The 15,773-nt window shown below is 74.4% G+C and carries 15 protein-coding genes; 9 read left to right on the top strand and 6 right to left on the bottom strand.

The genetic code is table 11. The features are described 5' to 3' along the window. The first annotated feature begins 168 nt into the window (after nt 1-168). The 5 genes from ACI2LW_RS23680 (at nt 169) to ACI2LW_RS23660 (ending at nt 5,930) form a co-directional block, all read left to right on the top strand. Complete coding sequence (locus tag ACI2LW_RS23680) at nt 169-1,893, top strand: SpoIIE family protein phosphatase (protein WP_404733219.1); 1,725 nt, start codon at nt 169-171, stop codon at nt 1,891-1,893. A gap of 84 nt (nt 1,894-1,977) precedes the next feature. Next, nucleotides 1,978-2,220 (top strand): acyl carrier protein, encoded by a 243-nt coding sequence (locus ACI2LW_RS23675; RefSeq protein ID WP_404733218.1) that lies wholly within the window; start codon nt 1,978-1,980, stop codon nt 2,218-2,220. A gap of 286 nt (nt 2,221-2,506) precedes the next feature. After that, on the top strand, nt 2,507-2,962 hold the full coding sequence (locus ACI2LW_RS23670) for a hypothetical protein (RefSeq protein ID WP_404733217.1): 456 nt from the start codon (nt 2,507-2,509) through the stop codon (nt 2,960-2,962). Nucleotides 2,963-3,177: 215 nt separating this feature from the next. Further along, a complete protein-coding gene (locus tag ACI2LW_RS23665; RefSeq protein WP_404733216.1) occupies nt 3,178-4,845 on the top strand; it encodes a PP2C family protein-serine/threonine phosphatase in 1,668 nt (555 codons plus the stop codon). Continuing rightward, nucleotides 4,842-5,930 carry a B12-binding domain-containing protein gene (locus ACI2LW_RS23660; protein ID WP_404733215.1) on the top strand — a complete coding sequence of 363 codons (1,089 nt, stop codon included), beginning with the start codon at nt 4,842-4,844 and terminating at the stop codon, nt 5,928-5,930. The genes ACI2LW_RS23665 and ACI2LW_RS23660 overlap by 4 nt, the downstream gene beginning before the upstream one ends. Nucleotides 5,931-6,073: 143 nt before the next feature. On the opposite strand, the gene ACI2LW_RS23655 is transcribed toward ACI2LW_RS23660, so the two are convergent. Continuing rightward, complete coding sequence (locus ACI2LW_RS23655) at nt 6,074-6,376, bottom strand: hypothetical protein (protein WP_404733214.1); 303 nt, start codon at nt 6,374-6,376, stop codon at nt 6,074-6,076. A 261-nt stretch (nt 6,377-6,637) separates the two neighbouring features. Further along, complete coding sequence (locus tag ACI2LW_RS23650) at nt 6,638-6,970, bottom strand: helix-turn-helix transcriptional regulator (protein ID WP_404733213.1); 333 nt, start codon at nt 6,968-6,970, stop codon at nt 6,638-6,640. Between the two features lie 113 nt (nt 6,971-7,083). Here ACI2LW_RS23650 and ACI2LW_RS23645 point away from each other — a divergent pair, with 113 nt between their 5' ends. Beyond that, nucleotides 7,084-7,518 carry an STAS domain-containing protein gene (locus ACI2LW_RS23645; RefSeq protein ID WP_404733212.1) on the top strand — a complete coding sequence of 145 codons (435 nt, stop codon included), beginning with the start codon at nt 7,084-7,086 and terminating at the stop codon, nt 7,516-7,518. A gap of 76 nt (nt 7,519-7,594) precedes the next feature. Here the strand turns inward: ACI2LW_RS23645 and ACI2LW_RS23640 are convergent, their stop codons facing one another. The 3 genes from ACI2LW_RS23640 to ACI2LW_RS23630 all read right to left on the bottom strand — a co-directional run bounded on the left by ACI2LW_RS23640 (nt 7,595) and on the right by ACI2LW_RS23630 (nt 10,065). Further along, a complete protein-coding gene (locus ACI2LW_RS23640) occupies nt 7,595-9,019 on the bottom strand; it encodes a protein kinase (RefSeq protein WP_404733211.1) in 1,425 nt (474 codons plus the stop codon). 141 nt (nt 9,020-9,160) lie between these two features. After that, the gene (locus tag ACI2LW_RS23635; protein WP_404733210.1) at nt 9,161-9,622 is read right to left on the bottom strand and encodes an ATP-binding protein; all 462 of its coding nucleotides are present in this window, start codon (nt 9,620-9,622) and stop codon (nt 9,161-9,163) included. A gap of 68 nt (nt 9,623-9,690) precedes the next feature. Then, complete coding sequence (locus ACI2LW_RS23630; protein WP_404733209.1) at nt 9,691-10,065, bottom strand: STAS domain-containing protein; 375 nt, start codon at nt 10,063-10,065, stop codon at nt 9,691-9,693. 320 nt (nt 10,066-10,385) lie between these two features. On the opposite strand from ACI2LW_RS23630, the gene ACI2LW_RS23625 reads away from it, so the two are divergent. Then, on the top strand, nt 10,386-10,694 hold the full coding sequence (locus tag ACI2LW_RS23625; protein ID WP_404733208.1) for a hypothetical protein: 309 nt from the start codon (nt 10,386-10,388) through the stop codon (nt 10,692-10,694). A gap of 35 nt (nt 10,695-10,729) precedes the next feature. Here the strand turns inward: ACI2LW_RS23625 and ACI2LW_RS23620 are convergent, their stop codons facing one another. Next, entirely contained in the window at nt 10,730-13,255 is a 2,526-nt protein-coding gene (locus ACI2LW_RS23620) for a SpoIIE family protein phosphatase (protein WP_404733207.1), read from the bottom strand. A 266-nt stretch (nt 13,256-13,521) separates the two neighbouring features. Here ACI2LW_RS23620 and ctaD point away from each other — a divergent pair, with 266 nt between their 5' ends. Continuing rightward, nucleotides 13,522-15,234, top strand: coding sequence for a cytochrome c oxidase subunit I (gene ctaD, locus ACI2LW_RS23615; protein WP_404733206.1), 1,713 nt, complete (start codon nt 13,522-13,524; stop codon nt 15,232-15,234). 167 nt (nt 15,235-15,401) lie between these two features. Beyond that, nucleotides 15,402-15,671, top strand: coding sequence for a hypothetical protein (locus ACI2LW_RS23610; protein ID WP_404733205.1), 270 nt, complete (start codon nt 15,402-15,404; stop codon nt 15,669-15,671). The last annotated feature ends 102 nt before the right edge of the window (nt 15,672-15,773 follow it).

Below are 15,773 nucleotides of genomic sequence, written 5' to 3'. Positions count from 1 at the left end.
CCCCCGCCCGCCGTCCCGCTGGCGCGCGGCGCACCGGGCGGGGGATCATCGTCGGCGGACGGGGCGGACACCGGCCGCCGAAGGCATGGGGAGAACGCGGGCGAGCAGGCTGTCCCGTGAGGAACCGGAGCGGCGGGCACCCTGTCCGCCCGTGGAGGAGGCGAGGACATGACGGGGCCCGAGGGCACGGACGGCGACGGCACGAGGCGGCGGTCCCCGGCATCCTCCGCCGAGTCGCCGGCCGGGGTGCTCGAGCACATCGGCGCGGGCGCCTACGTCGTCGACGACGAGGGCCGTATCCTCGCCGTCAACAGCCGGGCCGAACGACTGCTGGACCGGGCCGCCGCCGACTTCGTCGGCCAGGACGCGCACGACCTGCTGCACCGCTCGCCCCAGGGGGAGCCGCTGTCCCGGACCCAGTGCGGCCTGCGGCAGGCGTTCCACGCCGGCCGGCCGGCGCAGGGCGCTCAGGAGTACTTCGCCCGCGCGGACGGCTCCGTCGTGCCGGTGTCCTGGCTGATCACCCCGTACGTCACCGGCGACAGCACCGCCTGCACGCTGGTCGTGTTCCACACCGGACAGCCCGCCGCCCACACGGACGCGCGGCCGGACCCGGAACGGCCCGCCGGGTCGCTGACCGAACTCGAACGGCTGGCCCTGCTGGCCGAGACCACCACGCGGCTGACCTCCACGCTCGACGTCGACGAGGCGCTGAGCCGGCTGGTGGAGCTGGTCGTGCCCCGGCTGGCGGACTGGGCCGTCGTCGACCTGATCACCGAGCGCGACGAGGTCTGGCGCACGTCCGTGGTCCACGCCGAGGGCGACACCCTGGTGCACCGCGAGGATCTGCAGGGCCCGATGCCGCCGATCCCGCAGGAGTCCCCGATGCCGCTCTCGCGCGCCCTGCGCGGGGTCGCCTCCACCCTGGCCGGCCCCCAGACCTACCGGCAGCCACCGGACTCGGGCATCGCGGTGGAACAGCGCCGCCTGTTCGACGTCACCGGCATCCACTCCGCGGTCATCGCGCCCCTCCGCAGCACCCGGGAGGTCCTGGGCGCCCTGACCCTGGGACGCGCCGAGCAGCCGGGAGACTTCACGCCCTCCGACCTGCCCCTGCTGGAGGACATCGCCCGCCGCGCCGGCCTGGCCCTCGACAACGCCCGCCTCTACCAGCGCCAGCGCAAGGTCGCCGAGACCATGCAGAACCACCTGCTGCCGCAGATGCCGCAGGTCCCCGGGCTCCAGATGACCGTCCGCTACCTGCCCGCCCCCGACGCCTCACAGGTGGGCGGGGACTGGTACGACGCCTTCACCCTGCCCGACGGCGCCACGGCCCTCGCCATCGGGGACGTCGTCGGCCACGACCTGGAGGCGGCCGCCGGCATGGCCCAGCTGCGCAACATGCTCCGCGCCTACGCCTGGTCGCAGGAGGAACCCCCCAGCCGGATCGTCGACCGCCTCGACCAGGCCATCATGCCGATCACCGACGTCTCCATGGCCACCCTGATCTTCGCCCGGCTGACCCGGGCGGACGACGGCAAGTGGCAGCTGTCCTGGACCAACGCCGGCCACCCCCCGCCCCTGCTGGTCACCCGGGACGGCCTGGCCTCCTACCTCACCGAGGGCCACGGCATGCTCCTGGGCACCGGGACCCGCCTGCCGCGCCCGGACGCCACCGTCGTGCTGCCGCCCGGGTCCACCCTGCTGCTCTACACCGACGGCCTGATCGAGGCGCCCGGCCACAACCTCGACGAGGGCCTGAACCGTCTGCGCCAGCACGCCGCCGCCCTCGCCCACCGCTTCCTGCCGTCCTTCACCGACCAGTTGCTGCGCCGGGTCAGACCGGCCGACTACGACGACATCGCCCTGCTGGCCGTGCGGCTGCCCGGATGACCGGCACGCCCCCCGTTTCAGCCGCCGGGAGGGAGATACCCGGACCCCGATCGTTCCCGAGCACCGAGCACCCCTGGAGGATCCATGGCCACCGGTGAGACCGGATTCAGCGACGTGGCGTTCGACCTCATCTCGGTCCAGTACCACTCGTTGAAGGCGGGGCACGACTACGGGCAGTACGTACGCGACGCGGAGAACGCCGACAAGCCGGAGATCGCCGAATTCTTCCGCGGAGTCATGGAGCAGGACTCGGAACGCGCGGCCCGCTGCCACCGCTTCCTGGTCGAACTGTCCGGGACGAAGGAAGCGGGCCCGGCCGCGAGCTGACCGCGGCCGGCGCGACGAAGGACGCGGGCCCGGCCGAGAGTACGACCGCGGCGCGACAATGGCCGTAGGCCGGGCCGCCTTCACGACCGCCTTCACGACCGCCTTCACGACCGCCTTCACGACCGCGGCGACATGCCGGCCGCCGGCCCGTGGGCGGGCGCGAGCGCGGCGGGCTCCGCGAGGGCACGTGTCCCCGGCCGTGGGTTCGCCCCGCGGCCGGGGACACGCGCGACGCCGCCCGAACCGGTGGGTGTCACACCTCGCCGGCGGGGACACTCTTAGTCGCATGAACGACCACCACGACGGCCCCGACCGGGCCCATCAGCGGCCCGAGGGCCTCTCCGACACCATGGTGGAGGCCCTGGGCGCCCTGTCGAAGGCGCTGGAGACGACGGAGCGGGCCCGCGGCCACCTGTACGCGTTCCACCAGCTCACCGGCGGGGCCGACTTCGAACTGGACCGGGCGGTGGAGCTGCTGCGCGAAGCCGGCCAGCCCCGGTGGGCCGAGCGTGTGCGGGACGAGATCCTGGGGCGCAACGTGATTCCGGGGCACTGGACCTTCCAGATCGTCGAGGCCTACAACGCCACCTACTACGAACCGTTCAAGGCGGTGGAGGCCGCGGCCCGCCAGGAACTGGCCGACGGCAAGGACCACTTGTTCGAGGCGGAACTGAAGGAGAAGCGGCGCACCCACGGGCACCCGCACCACACCGCCCGGCCGAACACGACACCCGCCGGCTGAACCCGACGGCCGCTGGGACGGCCACCGGGACGGCCACCGGACGGGCGCCCGTGGCCGGCCACCTGAACCGGACCGCGGCCCGGGGCGCACCGGCAGGCCGCCGGGCCGGTCCCGGGCGGCTTGCACCCGCGGGGGTGGATGGGGGACGGTTGCCCAGGACATCCGTTCTCCCCAGCAGGAAGGTGGTGGGAGGCGCACTCCGCGTGCCTCCGGTTGTGACAGCTACTCGCGGAACCTCCGCCCAGCCGTCGGACGCCGACGCCGGCGTCGGCGCGACCTGGACCGAGGCTCCCTGCCCGGTGCTCGTCGCGGACCGGCACGGCCGCCTCGTCCGCGTCAACGAGGCGGCCCGGCTGCTGCTGCCCGGCGCACGCAGCGGCGACCGGCTGCACGAGCGGGTGCCCTCCTGGCTCGCGGACGCGCACCGGCACGCGGTCGACCGACCCGGCTCCGCCGCCGGCCCGGTGACCGGGCGGATCGCGGAGCGCCACTTCGAGGCGCACCCGACCCCGCGCGCCGACGGTGACGTGGTGTGGTGGCTGGTCGACGACACCGGCCGGCGTACGGCGGAGGCCGCGCTGACCCATGTGCGCAAGAGGTCGGAGATCCTCGCGGAGGTCTCCGGCACCCTGCTGTCCACGCTCAACGTGCCCCGGTGCATGGAGGTGGCCGCCTCGATGGCCGCGGAACACCTCGCCGAGGCCGCCGTGCTCGTCGCGCCCGCCCAGGGCCGCCGCCACCCGCTGACCTACGCCCTCCGGGGCGGGCCCGTCACCCGGCTCACCCGCACGGTGGACGCGGCCGGCGTGCCGGGTCTGACCGAGGCGCTGCAGGGCTTCCCGCCCGTGCCGGCCCGCTGGATCAACCCCGACGACATACCCGACTGGGTGATCCCGGAGGGCCTGAGCGGCCCGGTCGGCTCCGTGATCGTCACCCCGCTGCCCGGTCACGGACTGCCCACCGGCGCGCTGATCCTGCTGCGCTCCAGTACCGACCAGGCCTTTACCGAGGGCGAGGAGGTCTTCGCCCGCCTGTTCGCCGCCCGCGCCGGCGCCGCCCTCTCCGCCGCCCATCTGTACAGCGAGCAGGCCGCCATCACCGCCACGCTGATGCGGGACCTGCTGCCGCCGGCCCTGAGCAGCGTGCACGGCGTGGAGTACGCCGGCGGCTACCGCGCCGCGAAGGACCGGGAGCGGGTGGGCGGGGACTTCTACGACGTCCACCCCGGCGCCGACCCCGCCGCGGAAACCCTCGTCGTCCTCGGGGACGTCGCGGGCAAGGGCCTGGACGCGGCGGTGCTGACCGGCAAGATCCGCAACACGCTGCACGCCCTGCTGCCGCTGGCCACGGACCACGAACGGGTGCTGAACCTGCTCAACGGCGCCCTGCTCGCCTCCCACCACGGCCGCTTCGCCACCCTGGTGCTCGCCTCCGTGCGCCGTCGCGGCAGCCGGGTGCGGCTGCGGCTGACCAGCGCGGGACACCTGCCCCCGCTGATCGTCCGGAGCGACGGCACGGTGGAGGAGGTGCCCACGACCGGCACCCTGGTCGGCGCGCTCCCGCGGGTCAGGGCCCACTCGGTGACGACCGAACTGGCGCCCGGGGAGACCTGCCTGCTCTACACCGACGGCATCACCGAGGCACGCGGCGGCCCACTGGGCGAGGAACTCTTCGGCGAGCACCGACTGCGGCGCGCCCTGGGCGAGTGCGCGGGCATGCCGGCGGAGGCGGTCGTGGAACGGGTCCACATGCTGGCGTCCGAGTGGATCGGCTCCGGCCGGCACGACGACATGGCCGCCGTGGCCATCGGGGCACCCAGGACCACCGCGCTGACGGTGATCGACGGGCAGGGCGGCAGGACGAGCACCAGGAGGAACGTGTGAACGCCCGGACCGCGACGACCGGTCCGCGGGACCGGCTCTGGCAGGCGGTGGCCGCCGGCGACGAGTACGCCGCCGTCGACGTCGTGCACGAGGCGCTGGCCGCCGGACTGGACGAGGAGGCCCTGCTGCTCGACGTGATCGCCCCCGTCCAGGAGAAGGTCGGCGCCGAGTGGGCGGCCAACCGCATCACCGTGGCCCAGGAGCACGCCGCCACCGCCATCAACGAGCGGGTCGTCGCCTTCCTCGCCCACCGCCGGCCGCCCGGCGAACGCCCCGCCGGGCAGCGGGGGAGGGTGACGGTGAGCTGCATCGACGGCGAGTGGCACGCCTTCCCCGCCCGGCTCGTCGCCGAGGTGCTGAGGCTGCGCGGCTGGCAGGTGGACTACCTCGGCGCGCAGACGCCCACCCCGCACCTGGTCGCACACCTGCACCACACCAGTCCGGACGCGGTACTGCTGTCCGGGTCGCTCCCCACCCATCTGCCGGCCGCCCACACCGCCATCACCGCCTGCCAGGCCGTCGGCGTGCCCGTCCTGGCAGGCGGCCGCGCCTTCGGCCCCGACGGCCGCCTCGCCCTGGCGCTGGGCGCCGACCGGTGGGCGGCCGACGCACGCGGCGCGGCGGCCACGCTGGCACAGGGGCTTCCCCGGCCGCGTCCGGCGGCGATCCGCCAGGCGTCCGAGGACCTGCCGCACCTGGCCGACCAGGAGTACACGATGGTCGTCCAGTCCCGCGCCCGGCTCGTCAAGGAGACCCTGGCCGAGCTGGAGGACCGCTTCCCCGCGATGCGCGGCTACGACGACGCCCAGCGGGAGCGCACCGCGGAGGACGTCGCCCACATCGTCGACTTCCTGGCCACCGCCCTCTACGCCGACGACGCCGACGTCTTCACCGCCTTCCTCACCTGGACCGCCGACATCCTCGAGGTCCGGCACGTCCCGGCCCACTCCATGGTGACCGGCCTGGAGATCCTGGCGGGCCTGCTGCACGACTTCCCCCGCGCGGTGAAGCTGCTCCGCGAGGGCGCCGCCGTGCTGCGCGACCGCCCCGCCCGGGGCGCTCCCGCCCCCGGCGCGCCCGCATGAGCGACCCGGCGCGAGGCGGACGCCGCACGAGCCGTCCGCCCGCCGGAGCGCCGGCGGGCACCGGCGCTCCGGCCACGGGCCCGGCCTGACCGACGGGTCCCGGCCGGCCCGCCCGGCCCGGCCTGACCGGCACCGCCCTTCGCTCAGGACGCCCCGCCGGTCGCCCCGGGGTGCACCATGCGCCGGTGCAGCGGGTGGAAGGCGACCTCCGGCGTTCCGGTCAGGCCCGCCTTCGTCACGCCCGCCTCCAGCCGCTCGCGCGAGAAGCGCTCGAAGTCCTCCTGGCTCTCCCACACGTCGACCACGCGCAGCGCGCCCTCCTCGAACCACGCCACGTGGAGCACCCCGCCGTCCGCCCAGTTCTCCTCCCAGCCCACCAGGTCACGCACCGCGTCGTACTGCTCCGGAGTCACCCCGGCCCACCGCATCGACAGCACCACAGCCATCGCGTCGTCCCCTCCCTCGTCCCGCGGCCCCTCACGCTCGGGGCCCCGACAGCATCCGCGGCACCGCGCACCGGTCACCTGCCCCGGCGGCGGCCGCCCTCCATGCTGGCGCCGCCCCGGACGGTCCGGCGAGGGCACACGGACGTGCGAGAGACCCGCACGCCCGCGCACGCGCACCGCGCGGCACGGTCGCGGGCGGCCGGGCCGGCGCGGGGACTGCGCAGGGGCCCGCCGGCGCGGGCGAGGGGCCGGTATCGGTTCTCAGGAGCCGGAGGGCTCGGGTGCGCCGCGCCGCGCGTCGGCCCGGACCAGGAGCGACAGCAGCGAGGCCACGGTGAGGCCGGCCTCGGCCGGGTGCCGCAGCACCTTTCCCGGCTCGATCCGGTAGGAATTCGTACGCCCCTCGCGCCTGCGGGACAGATAGCCGTCCCGTTCGAGGTCGGCGAGGATCCGCTGGACGGCCCGCTCGGTGAGCCGGCAACGGGCGGCGATGTCGCGGACGCGGACGTGGGGGTCGTCGGCGACGACCGCCAGCACACGGGCGTGGTTGGTGACGAACGTCCATCCTTTGTGCGGGTCAGGTACTCCAACCATGAGGGGATCCTAAGGTCAGGGCTTGGCCGACGCCTAATACATGACATATATTTCGTGTACGGGGTCGCGTGTATGGACGTTCCGGTGAGGGATCCGCGAGAAAGGACGGACGGGTGCCCTGGGATGAGGCCGTCGTGGCCGAGCGTGCCTGGACGAGAAGGCCGGTGACGCGAGCGGAGGAGCCCGTCCGGGCCGTCGCGGACACCGCGGGCGCCGCGGGCCGCCTGACGGTCGGGGCCGCCGCCGAGGCCGGACGCGTGCGCGTACGGCTGCGGGGCGAGTTCGACTACGACTGCCGGGACACCGTCGACCGGACGCTGACCCACGCCCTGGACACCTGCGACCGGGGGATCGACCTCGACATGGAGGAGGTCACCTTCTGGGAGTGCTCGTCCCTGAACGTGCTGCTGGACGTGCGCCGCAGGGCGCTGCGCGACGGCAAGACCGTGACCGTACGGACCGCGAGCCCCGTGGTGCACCGTGTACTCCGGCTCACCGGCACCCTGCCGCTGTTCGCTCCGGGCAGCGGGTGCGACGGGCCAGGATGAGCCCGATGGCCCGTCGACCGGGCGGGCCGGTGGGCCGGCCCCGGCGCGGTGACCCCGCGTCGTCCCGGACCGCTTGTCACCGGGGCCCCTTCCCGGGCCCGCCCGCCTTCCCGCGGCCGTGCGCAGTGGCGCGGGCGGCCGCGTGGGGGTTCGGGCGCGCTCCCTTCCCGCCGTGGGCGCGCGGCTGCCGGCGGTCGCCGTCGCCCCTTTCCGCCGCGCTCCGCGTCACGTCGCCGGCCGCCTCCCTGACGCGGGCGGTCCTTCCGGCCCGCCCGCCGGCCCGCCCGCCGGCCGGTCCGGCGGGGTGCGCGGAGGACGTGGACGGCGTGCCGGTCGCGGTGGTGGCGGAGGAAGCGGCGGGCGGGCGGCGCGCCGCGGGCGAGCCGCTCCTGGCCGGTGCCGGGGTGGTGGCGGGGGTGTGCGCGCCCGCGGCGGCCCGCGTTCCGCTGTCGCCGCCGGCGTGCGGAGCCACGGCGACGGCGGCCCCCAGCGCCGCCGACAGCGCCGCCAGCGCGGTGCCCACCGCCAGGCGGCGCGACACCCGCGTCCCGGCGGACCACCGGACCGCTCCCGACTCCGCCGCGTACTCCGCTCCCTGCCCCGCGCCGGCGGCCGGCGCCGTGAGCGGTGCAGTGAGCGGTGCCGTGGCCGGCGGCCCGGCCGGGTGCACCGCAGGATCGGACGCGATGTCCGCGAGGACGCGGGCGCATTCCGCCGCATCGGGTCGCGCCGCCTCCTGAAGCGCCGTCATGCCGCCGAGCAGGCGGGCCAGCGGGCCGGGGACCCAGCCGGGGATCTCCGGCTGCCGGTGGAGACGGGCCAGCGCCGCCTCGAGGGCCGTCCCCTCGTACTCCAGCCGCCCGGTCAGGCACTCCAGCAGGACGAGACCCAGGGCGTACACGTCGGCGGCGGCCCCGACCTCCTTGCCGAGGGCCTGCTCCGGGGCGACGTAGGCCGCGGTCCCCAGCAGCACGTCGGACGCCGTGTGATGGGTGGCGTCCACCGGGCGCGCTATCCCGAAGTCCGTCAGATACGGCGTGCCCGAGCCGCTCAGCAGGACGTTGGAGGGTTTGACGTCGCGGTGCACGATGCCGGACGCGTGCACATGGGCCAGCGCCCGGGCCAGGCCGGCCCCGATGCGGGCCACGCGCCGCGCGGGCAGCGGGCCGGCCGACAGCAGTCGGCGCAGTGTCGGACCCTCGATCAGCCGCATGACCAGATAGGCGCGCCCCTCGTGGACGCCCACGTCGTACACGGTGACCAGGCCGGGGTGGTCCAGCCGCGCCAGGAGCAGCGCCTCCTGGGCGAACCGCTGTTCGGAGCCATGCCCGAGGTGCGGTACGAACAGCTTGACCGCCACCCGCCGGCCGAGGCGCGTGTCCATGGCCTCGCGGACCTCGGCCGCGCCTCCCCGGCCGAGCAGGGGCCCCAGCCGGTAGCGGCCCCCGACCACCCCGGAGGATCCGGTTGCTGACGAGGAGTCCGGCAGGTGGCCGCTCATCTGGGTCTCCCTCACTGTCACCGCGACGACGCTCCGGCACGGACGGACCGTGCCGGGCCGTCGGGTACCCGGCCGGGCGTCCGGCATCCGGCCCAATCGCCCGGCGGCCACCCGGGTGACCGCGTCCGAGGGCGTGCGGTGTCAGCGTGACGGCGTCAACGGGCTCTTGCGCAGGCTGAGTTCGGCGACGACCTGCTTGCCGTCGGGGAGGGGGACCGTGCGGAAGCGGTCGCAGAGCCGGCTGACGAGGTGCAGTCCGTGCCCCCCGACGCGGCGCGCGTCCTGCGGCAGTGGCCGGGGAGGGCGCGGGGAACTGTCCCGCACGGTGATCCGCAGGAACGCGCCGTCCGGGGACAGCTCCAGCACGAGCCCGCCCGGGCCGGGGGCGTGGCGCAGCGCGTTGGTGACGAGTTCGCTGGTGACGAGCTGGGCGTCCTGGCCGGCGGTGTCGGTGGGCCGGTGCCCGGCCCGGGCCAGCAGGGTACGTACCGCGTGCCGGGTGTCGGCGATGGACGTGCCCGCGGTGTCCCACACCGCGACGTAGCGCACGGGCACGGTCCGGTGGTGCTCATCCGCGGCCTGCTTCATAAGCGGGATGACCATGGAAGTCTCTTCTGACGAAGGGGAGTGCACTTTCCGGTTGGTGATCGTCGGTGCCGATCCGTCGTCGCCTACCCGCTGCCGTCGCCCTCATGGTGTGACGTTTCCCCGCCCGGGTCCGCGTCGGTGACCGTGAAGTGGTCGGCGGTGCCGCTCAGGGTCAGCAGCCTGCTGACCGGGGGCGGCAGGGGGCCGAGCAGGACGAGGTTGCGGCCGTCGGCGTCGTGCCGGCGCCGCGCCTCCAGGAGGGCGTTCAGCAGCATGCTGTCGGCGAAGCGGACCTGGGAGAGGTCCACGGCCGTCGTCGGCAGACCGGCGCGGTCGGCGGCCGCCAAGGCGTCCTGGAGGTCCTCGGAGTCCTCGTGGTCCACCTCGCCGCGCACGATGATCCGGGACATCCGGTCGTCGTGTGTGACGTGCACTTCGGCTGGAACGGCCGCATCCATTGGGCCATATTCACAGCCAGGCGCGCCAAAGGCCAACCGCCCGGGGACGGGCACGGCGTCGCGTGCGCGGCGGCGCGGAGCACGGGCCGGCCCTCTGGTCGCGGGCGCGCCGCGACGGCCACGGCTCAGCCGCCCTGGAGGGTGCGGTGCTCGTGCGGAGCCCGCCGTCCAGCTGCGGGAGGCGGCGCGCTGTCCGGTGCGGTGACCGGCCGACGGGCGGCTGCCGGAGGCCGTCCGCCGGGCGCTGCCGGGGCTTGGGCGAGCGGGATCCGGGCACGCGGGAGGCTGTACGCATACCCGTGCAGGACGGTGCAGTGACGATGGCCCGCAGGAAACAGTACGCCGTAGCCGCCTCCGGACAGTGGACCGACGAGGAGGACGGCCGCCGCAGGCTGCCCGCGGGGGAGGTGCACGCCTGGGAGCCCGGGACGAACCAGACCGTCTGCGGTCTGTCGCTGAGCCGCTCGCAGCTGGTCCGCTTCTCCCACGTCGCCTGGACCGACACGTTCCCCGAGAGCGGAGGCGCGGCGGACCGGGTGCGCCGGGTGTGTCCGCGCTGCGCCTCCGTCGCCGGGCGCCGCGGCAGTGACGCCCGGCCGCGCTGGCAGCGCACCGACCCCAGGCCCTGAGCCGGCCCCAGCCTTTGAGCCCCCGCCGGCAGCCGTCAGCCGTGGGCCGGTGCGGCGGGAGCCTCGGGCCGGTCCGCTGCCGCGCGCGCCGTCGGGAGACTGATGTGCAGGGCGCACACGTCGTCGGGACGCTCGGCGTGGGCGAGGGAGGCGTGCAGGGCCGCGAGGCTCTCGGACCGCCCGTGCTCCAGGACGTCCGCCGCCGCGCCGGCCAGGGTGTCCAGCCCTGTGCGCAGGTCCTGCCCGCGGCGTTCGATCAGGCCGTCCGTGAACAGCAGGAGCTGGTCCCCCTCCCGCAGCCGCAGGGTGGCCTCCCGGAAGACCGGGGCGTCGGTGGCGCCGAGGAGGATGCCCGTGGGCCGCTCGACGGTGCGGGCCCTGCCGTCGCGGACCAGCAGCGGCGGCAGGTGGCCGGCCTGCGCCCAGGTCAGTGTGCGGTCGGCGGGACGGTAGCGGGCCACGATCATGGTCGCCGTGGTGTGTCCGCCGGCCGGCGCGTCCAGATGCATCAGCAGCGCGTTCAGCCTGGCGAGGGCATCCGTCAGACCCGACCCGGTGATGACCATGCCCTTGGCGGTGAAGCGCAGCTGGGCCATGGTCGCGACCGCGTTGATGCCGTGCCCCATCACGTCGCCGATCACGAACAGCGCGTCCCCGTCCGGCAGTTCTATGGCGCTGTACCAGTCGCCGCCGACGCTGATGCCGCGTTCGGCCGGATGGTAGAGGGCGTTGGTCCACAGCCCGGCGACCATGACGGGGCCGCTCGGCAGCGGAAGCAGGGCCTGCTGCAGACGGGCGGCGATCCTGCGCTCGGCCTGGAGCATGCCGCGCTGGGCCGAGACGGCCCGTTCGCTGCTGAGCAGGGCGAGTTCCGCGTCGCGCTGACCGGAGAGGTCCTGGAAGAACCCGTGCACCTCCAGCGGGGTGCCGTCCGCGTCCGTGACGGCCTCGGCGACGACCCGCAGATGGCGCACTCCGTCCCGGACCGTGATCCGGAAGGGCTGGTCGATGGGGGCGCCGTCGCTCAGCAGCCGCTGTGCCGCCCGGGTCAGGGCGGGCAGGTCCTCGGGCAGTACGTGCTCGGGCAGTTCCTCCAGGCGCATGGGGCCCGAGCCGAGGTCGCGCTCGAAGATGGCGTACGCGTAGGGGGACCAGGCGATGGAGTCCGTCACCAGGTTCCAGTCGGCCCAGCCCAGGTTGCCCAGGCGCTGCAGCGCGGTGAGGCGCTGTTCCTGCCGGGCCGCCACGTCGTGCCGTATCCAGGAGACCACAAGGTGCTCCCCGAGCCGGGCCACCCGCAGCGAGAAGGTGGAGTGGCGGGGGATGCCGGCCACCACTTCCTCGTACGTGAACGGCTCGCTCGCGAACGGCCGGCCGGTGGCCAGGACCTCCTGGTAGGCCCTCCACAGCTCCGTGCCGGCGATCGTCGGATAGCACTCCAGCACCCGCTGGCCGACGAGCCGGCGCCCCTTGCGGTGGGCGATGTCCTCGGAGTCGGGCGCCGCGGCCTGGATGGTGAGGTCCTCGAGGGTTCCGTCGGGCGCGCGCACGGGGGACAGCAGGACCACCGAGCCCGGCAGCGCGTCGAAGATCTGCTGCACGGAGTCCACCGAGGGCCGCTCGCGCGGCGTGGGGACGGCGTCGAGGGTCGTCATGCGCCCCGCGCACAACTGCACCGCCGCGCCGAGCAGGAGCCGCTCGGCGGGTGCGAACGCCCGGTCCTCACCACGCAGCACGGTGACGACCTCCTCGACCTGCCCACCGGTGTCCACCGGCAGCCAGGCCCGTACGGGCCATCGGCGCCCGGCGCCGTCGGGCAGGACACGCGGCTCTTCCGCCGCGCGCCGTCGCACCCACAGCGGTGCGCGCAGCCGCAGCGGATCGCCGTCCGTGCCCCGGGCGCCGGCGGCCCCGCGGTGCCACCGCTCGGCCTCCACCTCGTCGATGCCCGCGTATCCGGTCAGCCGCGGGCCGTCGCCGGTCGCGCCGTAGATCAGCACGGCGTCGGCCCCGGCTCCGCCCGACAGCTCGTCCAGCAGGCAGTGGGCCAGGTCCCGCGTGCCGCCGACGGTCGCCAGGCTCAGGCCCAGCCGCCCCAGCAGCGGGGCGGCGTCGTCCGCGGACGCGGAGGAGCCGGACCCCGTGCCCGGTCCGGCGGGGGCCAGATAACGGGCGGAGTCGAACACCGAGCCCTCGTCGACGACTTCGAGGTCCTCGGGGACGGCGGCAGCGCCCACGGGGCCGCGCCGGGCGGGGCCGGCGGTGCCGCGCACGGCGCCGCGGCGACCGCGCAGCGGGCGGATGGCGCCCAACGTCAGCCAGCACTCCTCGACGAGCGTGCGCTCGGCGGCGGCGCAGCGGGCCCGGAGCAGTTCGTACGCCTCCTGCGCCGAACACCCCTCCTGGACCATGACCGCACCCTTGGCCCGCTCCAGCACGGGCAGCAGGGCCGCGACCCGCTGGAGGTCCACGATCTCCGCCCGCTGGCGCGCGACCACCTTGGCCAGCGGAGACAGGGCGGGCGCCGTCCCCCGCGGGAACGGCTGCTCCTGTGGCGTCACCTGTCGAGCATCCCACACGGCGACGCGGGTCAGCACGGTCCGGCGAGGGACCACCTCGCTCCCGGTGCGCCCCGCCGCCGGCGAACCGTCCCCCGGTGACGTTCGGTGACGAGGCGTCGCACGAGGGACTGAAGTAGCCCTTTCTGGTTACGCACCCCCTCGACACGAGGACCGTTCGGCCGGATGCGCGCGCGTCGGCCGCTCCGGCCACACAGGCTGAACACCATCTGACGTATTCGATCATTTCCCGGGATTCGAGGACTGTGATGACGGTGGAGACGGAGCCGGCCCCACTGGTGCCGGTGGAGGGGCGCCGGAGCAAGGGCCGGGTGATCGTGGCGTGGCTGACGACCACGGACCACAAGAAGATCGGGCACCTGTACCTGATCACGTCCTTCGTGTACTTCCTGCTCGGCGGGCTGCTGGCCATGGCGATCCGGGCGGAGCTGGCCCGGCCGGGACTGCAGTTCATGTCCACGGAGCAGTACAACCAGGCGTTCACGATGCACGGCACGATCATGCTGCTGCTGTTCGCCACCCCGACGTTCGCCGGTTTCGCCAACGCGATCATGCCGTTGCAGATCGGCTCCCCGGACGTGGCCTTCCCCCGGCTCAACATGCTGTCCTACTGGCTGTTCCTGCTGGGCGGGCTGATCGTCCTCGCCAGCTTCCTCACCCCCCAGGGCGCCGCGGACTTCGGCTGGACCGCCTACACGCCGCTCAGCGGCGAGGCCCGCAGCGGCTATGTGGGCGCCGACTACTGGATCATGGGCCTGGCGCTGTCCGGGTTCGGCACCATCCTCGGCGCGGTCAACTTCATCACCACGATCATCTGCATGCGCGCGCCCGGCATGACCATGTTCCGCATGCCGATCTTCACCTGGAACGTGCTGCTGACCTCGGTGCTCGTCCTGCTGGCCTTCCCCGTGCTGGCGGCCGCGCTGCTCGCGCTGGAGGTCGACCGCAAGTTCGGCGCCCACATCTTCGACGCGGCCAACGGCGGGCCGATCCTGTGGCAGCACCTCTTCTGGTTCTTCGGCCACCCCGAGGTCTACATCCTCGCCCTGCCGTTCTTCGGCGTGGTCACCGAGATCATCCCGGTGTTCTCCCGCAAGCCGATCTTCGGCTACATGGGCCTGGTGGGCGCCACCATCGCCATCGCGGGCCTGTCGGCGACGGTGTGGGCGCACCACATGTTCGCCACAGGTGCCGTCCTGCTGCCGTTCTTCGCCTTCATGACCTATCTGATCGCCGTGCCCACGGGCGTGAAGTTCTTCAACTGGATCGGCACCATGTGGAGGGGCTCACTCAGTTTCGAGCCGCCGATGCTGTGGGCGGTCGGCTTCCTGGTGACCTTCCTCTTCGGCGGCCTGACCGGCGTCATCCTCGCCTCGCCGCCGCTGGACTGGCACGTCACCGACAGCTACTTCGTCGTCGCGCACTTCCACTACGTGCTGTTCGGCACCATCGTCTTCGCGATGTTCGGCGGGTTCAGCTTCTGGTGGCCGAAGATGACCGGCACCATGCTGGACCCGCGCCTGGAGAAGATCCACTTCTGGACGCTGTTCGTCGGCTTCCACACCACCTTCCTCATCCAGCACTGGCTCGGCGCCGAGGGCATGCCCCGCCGCTACGCGGACTACCTGGCCGCCGACGGCTTCACCGCCCTGAACACCGTCTCCACCATCGGCGCCTTCCTGCTGGGCCTGTCCACCCTGCCGTTCCTGTACAACGTGTGGAAGACCGCGCAGCAGGGCAAGAAGGTCGAGGTCGACGACCCGTGGGGCTGGGGCCGCTCCCTGGAGTGGGCGACGTCCTGTCCGCCGCCGCGGCACAACTTCGAGACGATGCCCGTGATCCGCAGCGAGTCCCCCGCCTTCGACCTGCACCACCCCGCACTGTCCAAGGCGGAACTGGAGGAGAACGTCGGCAGGCGGGACGCCGTCGACATCCCGGGACACAAGGGCCGGACCTCCTGACCGCCGGCCGGCGGCGGTGACGGCGGGTCGGCGGCGGTGACGGCGAGCCGGAGGTGGTCACGGCGCGGCGGCGCCGGTCCCTGGGTGTTTCCCCAGGCTGTTGCTGTTTCCGCCGCCTGCCCGGGGAACCCGGGCGGCGTCACACACCTGCGAGGGAAGGCACGGGCATGACCGATCACGACGAGCGCGCGGCGAAGGGCTGTGAGCGGGCGCGCAGCGAGGAGGAGCCCGGAGCGCACTCCGGGGGCGAGAGCCTGCCGCGGGACCGCACGGTGCCGGGCACGGCGAGCGCCAAGGAGGGCTACCAGCCCGAGCGAGGCACTTCGGCCGGTGATCCGCTGGAGGGTCTGGAGAGCGAGGACGCCACCCGGTCCCGCTCCGCCCCTGAGGCCGCCGAGGCGGACCCCCGGGAGGGGGATCCCGCGAACGGAACCTGACGTCAGAAGGGAGCCAATGCGCCGGTGGAAGCCACCGCGCGGAGGACGTCCCGGGCCACCCCCGGCCCCGTCGCTGGGGTCGCCGCGGCGGCGACGGTGCCG

It is taken from the genome of Streptomyces sp. NPDC004065 (genome assembly GCF_044903565.1).
GTDB lineage: Bacteria > Actinomycetota > Actinomycetes > Streptomycetales > Streptomycetaceae > Streptomyces.
The sequence above is the reverse complement of the archived record's forward strand: the minus strand, read 5'-3'. Positions and strand labels throughout refer to the sequence as shown.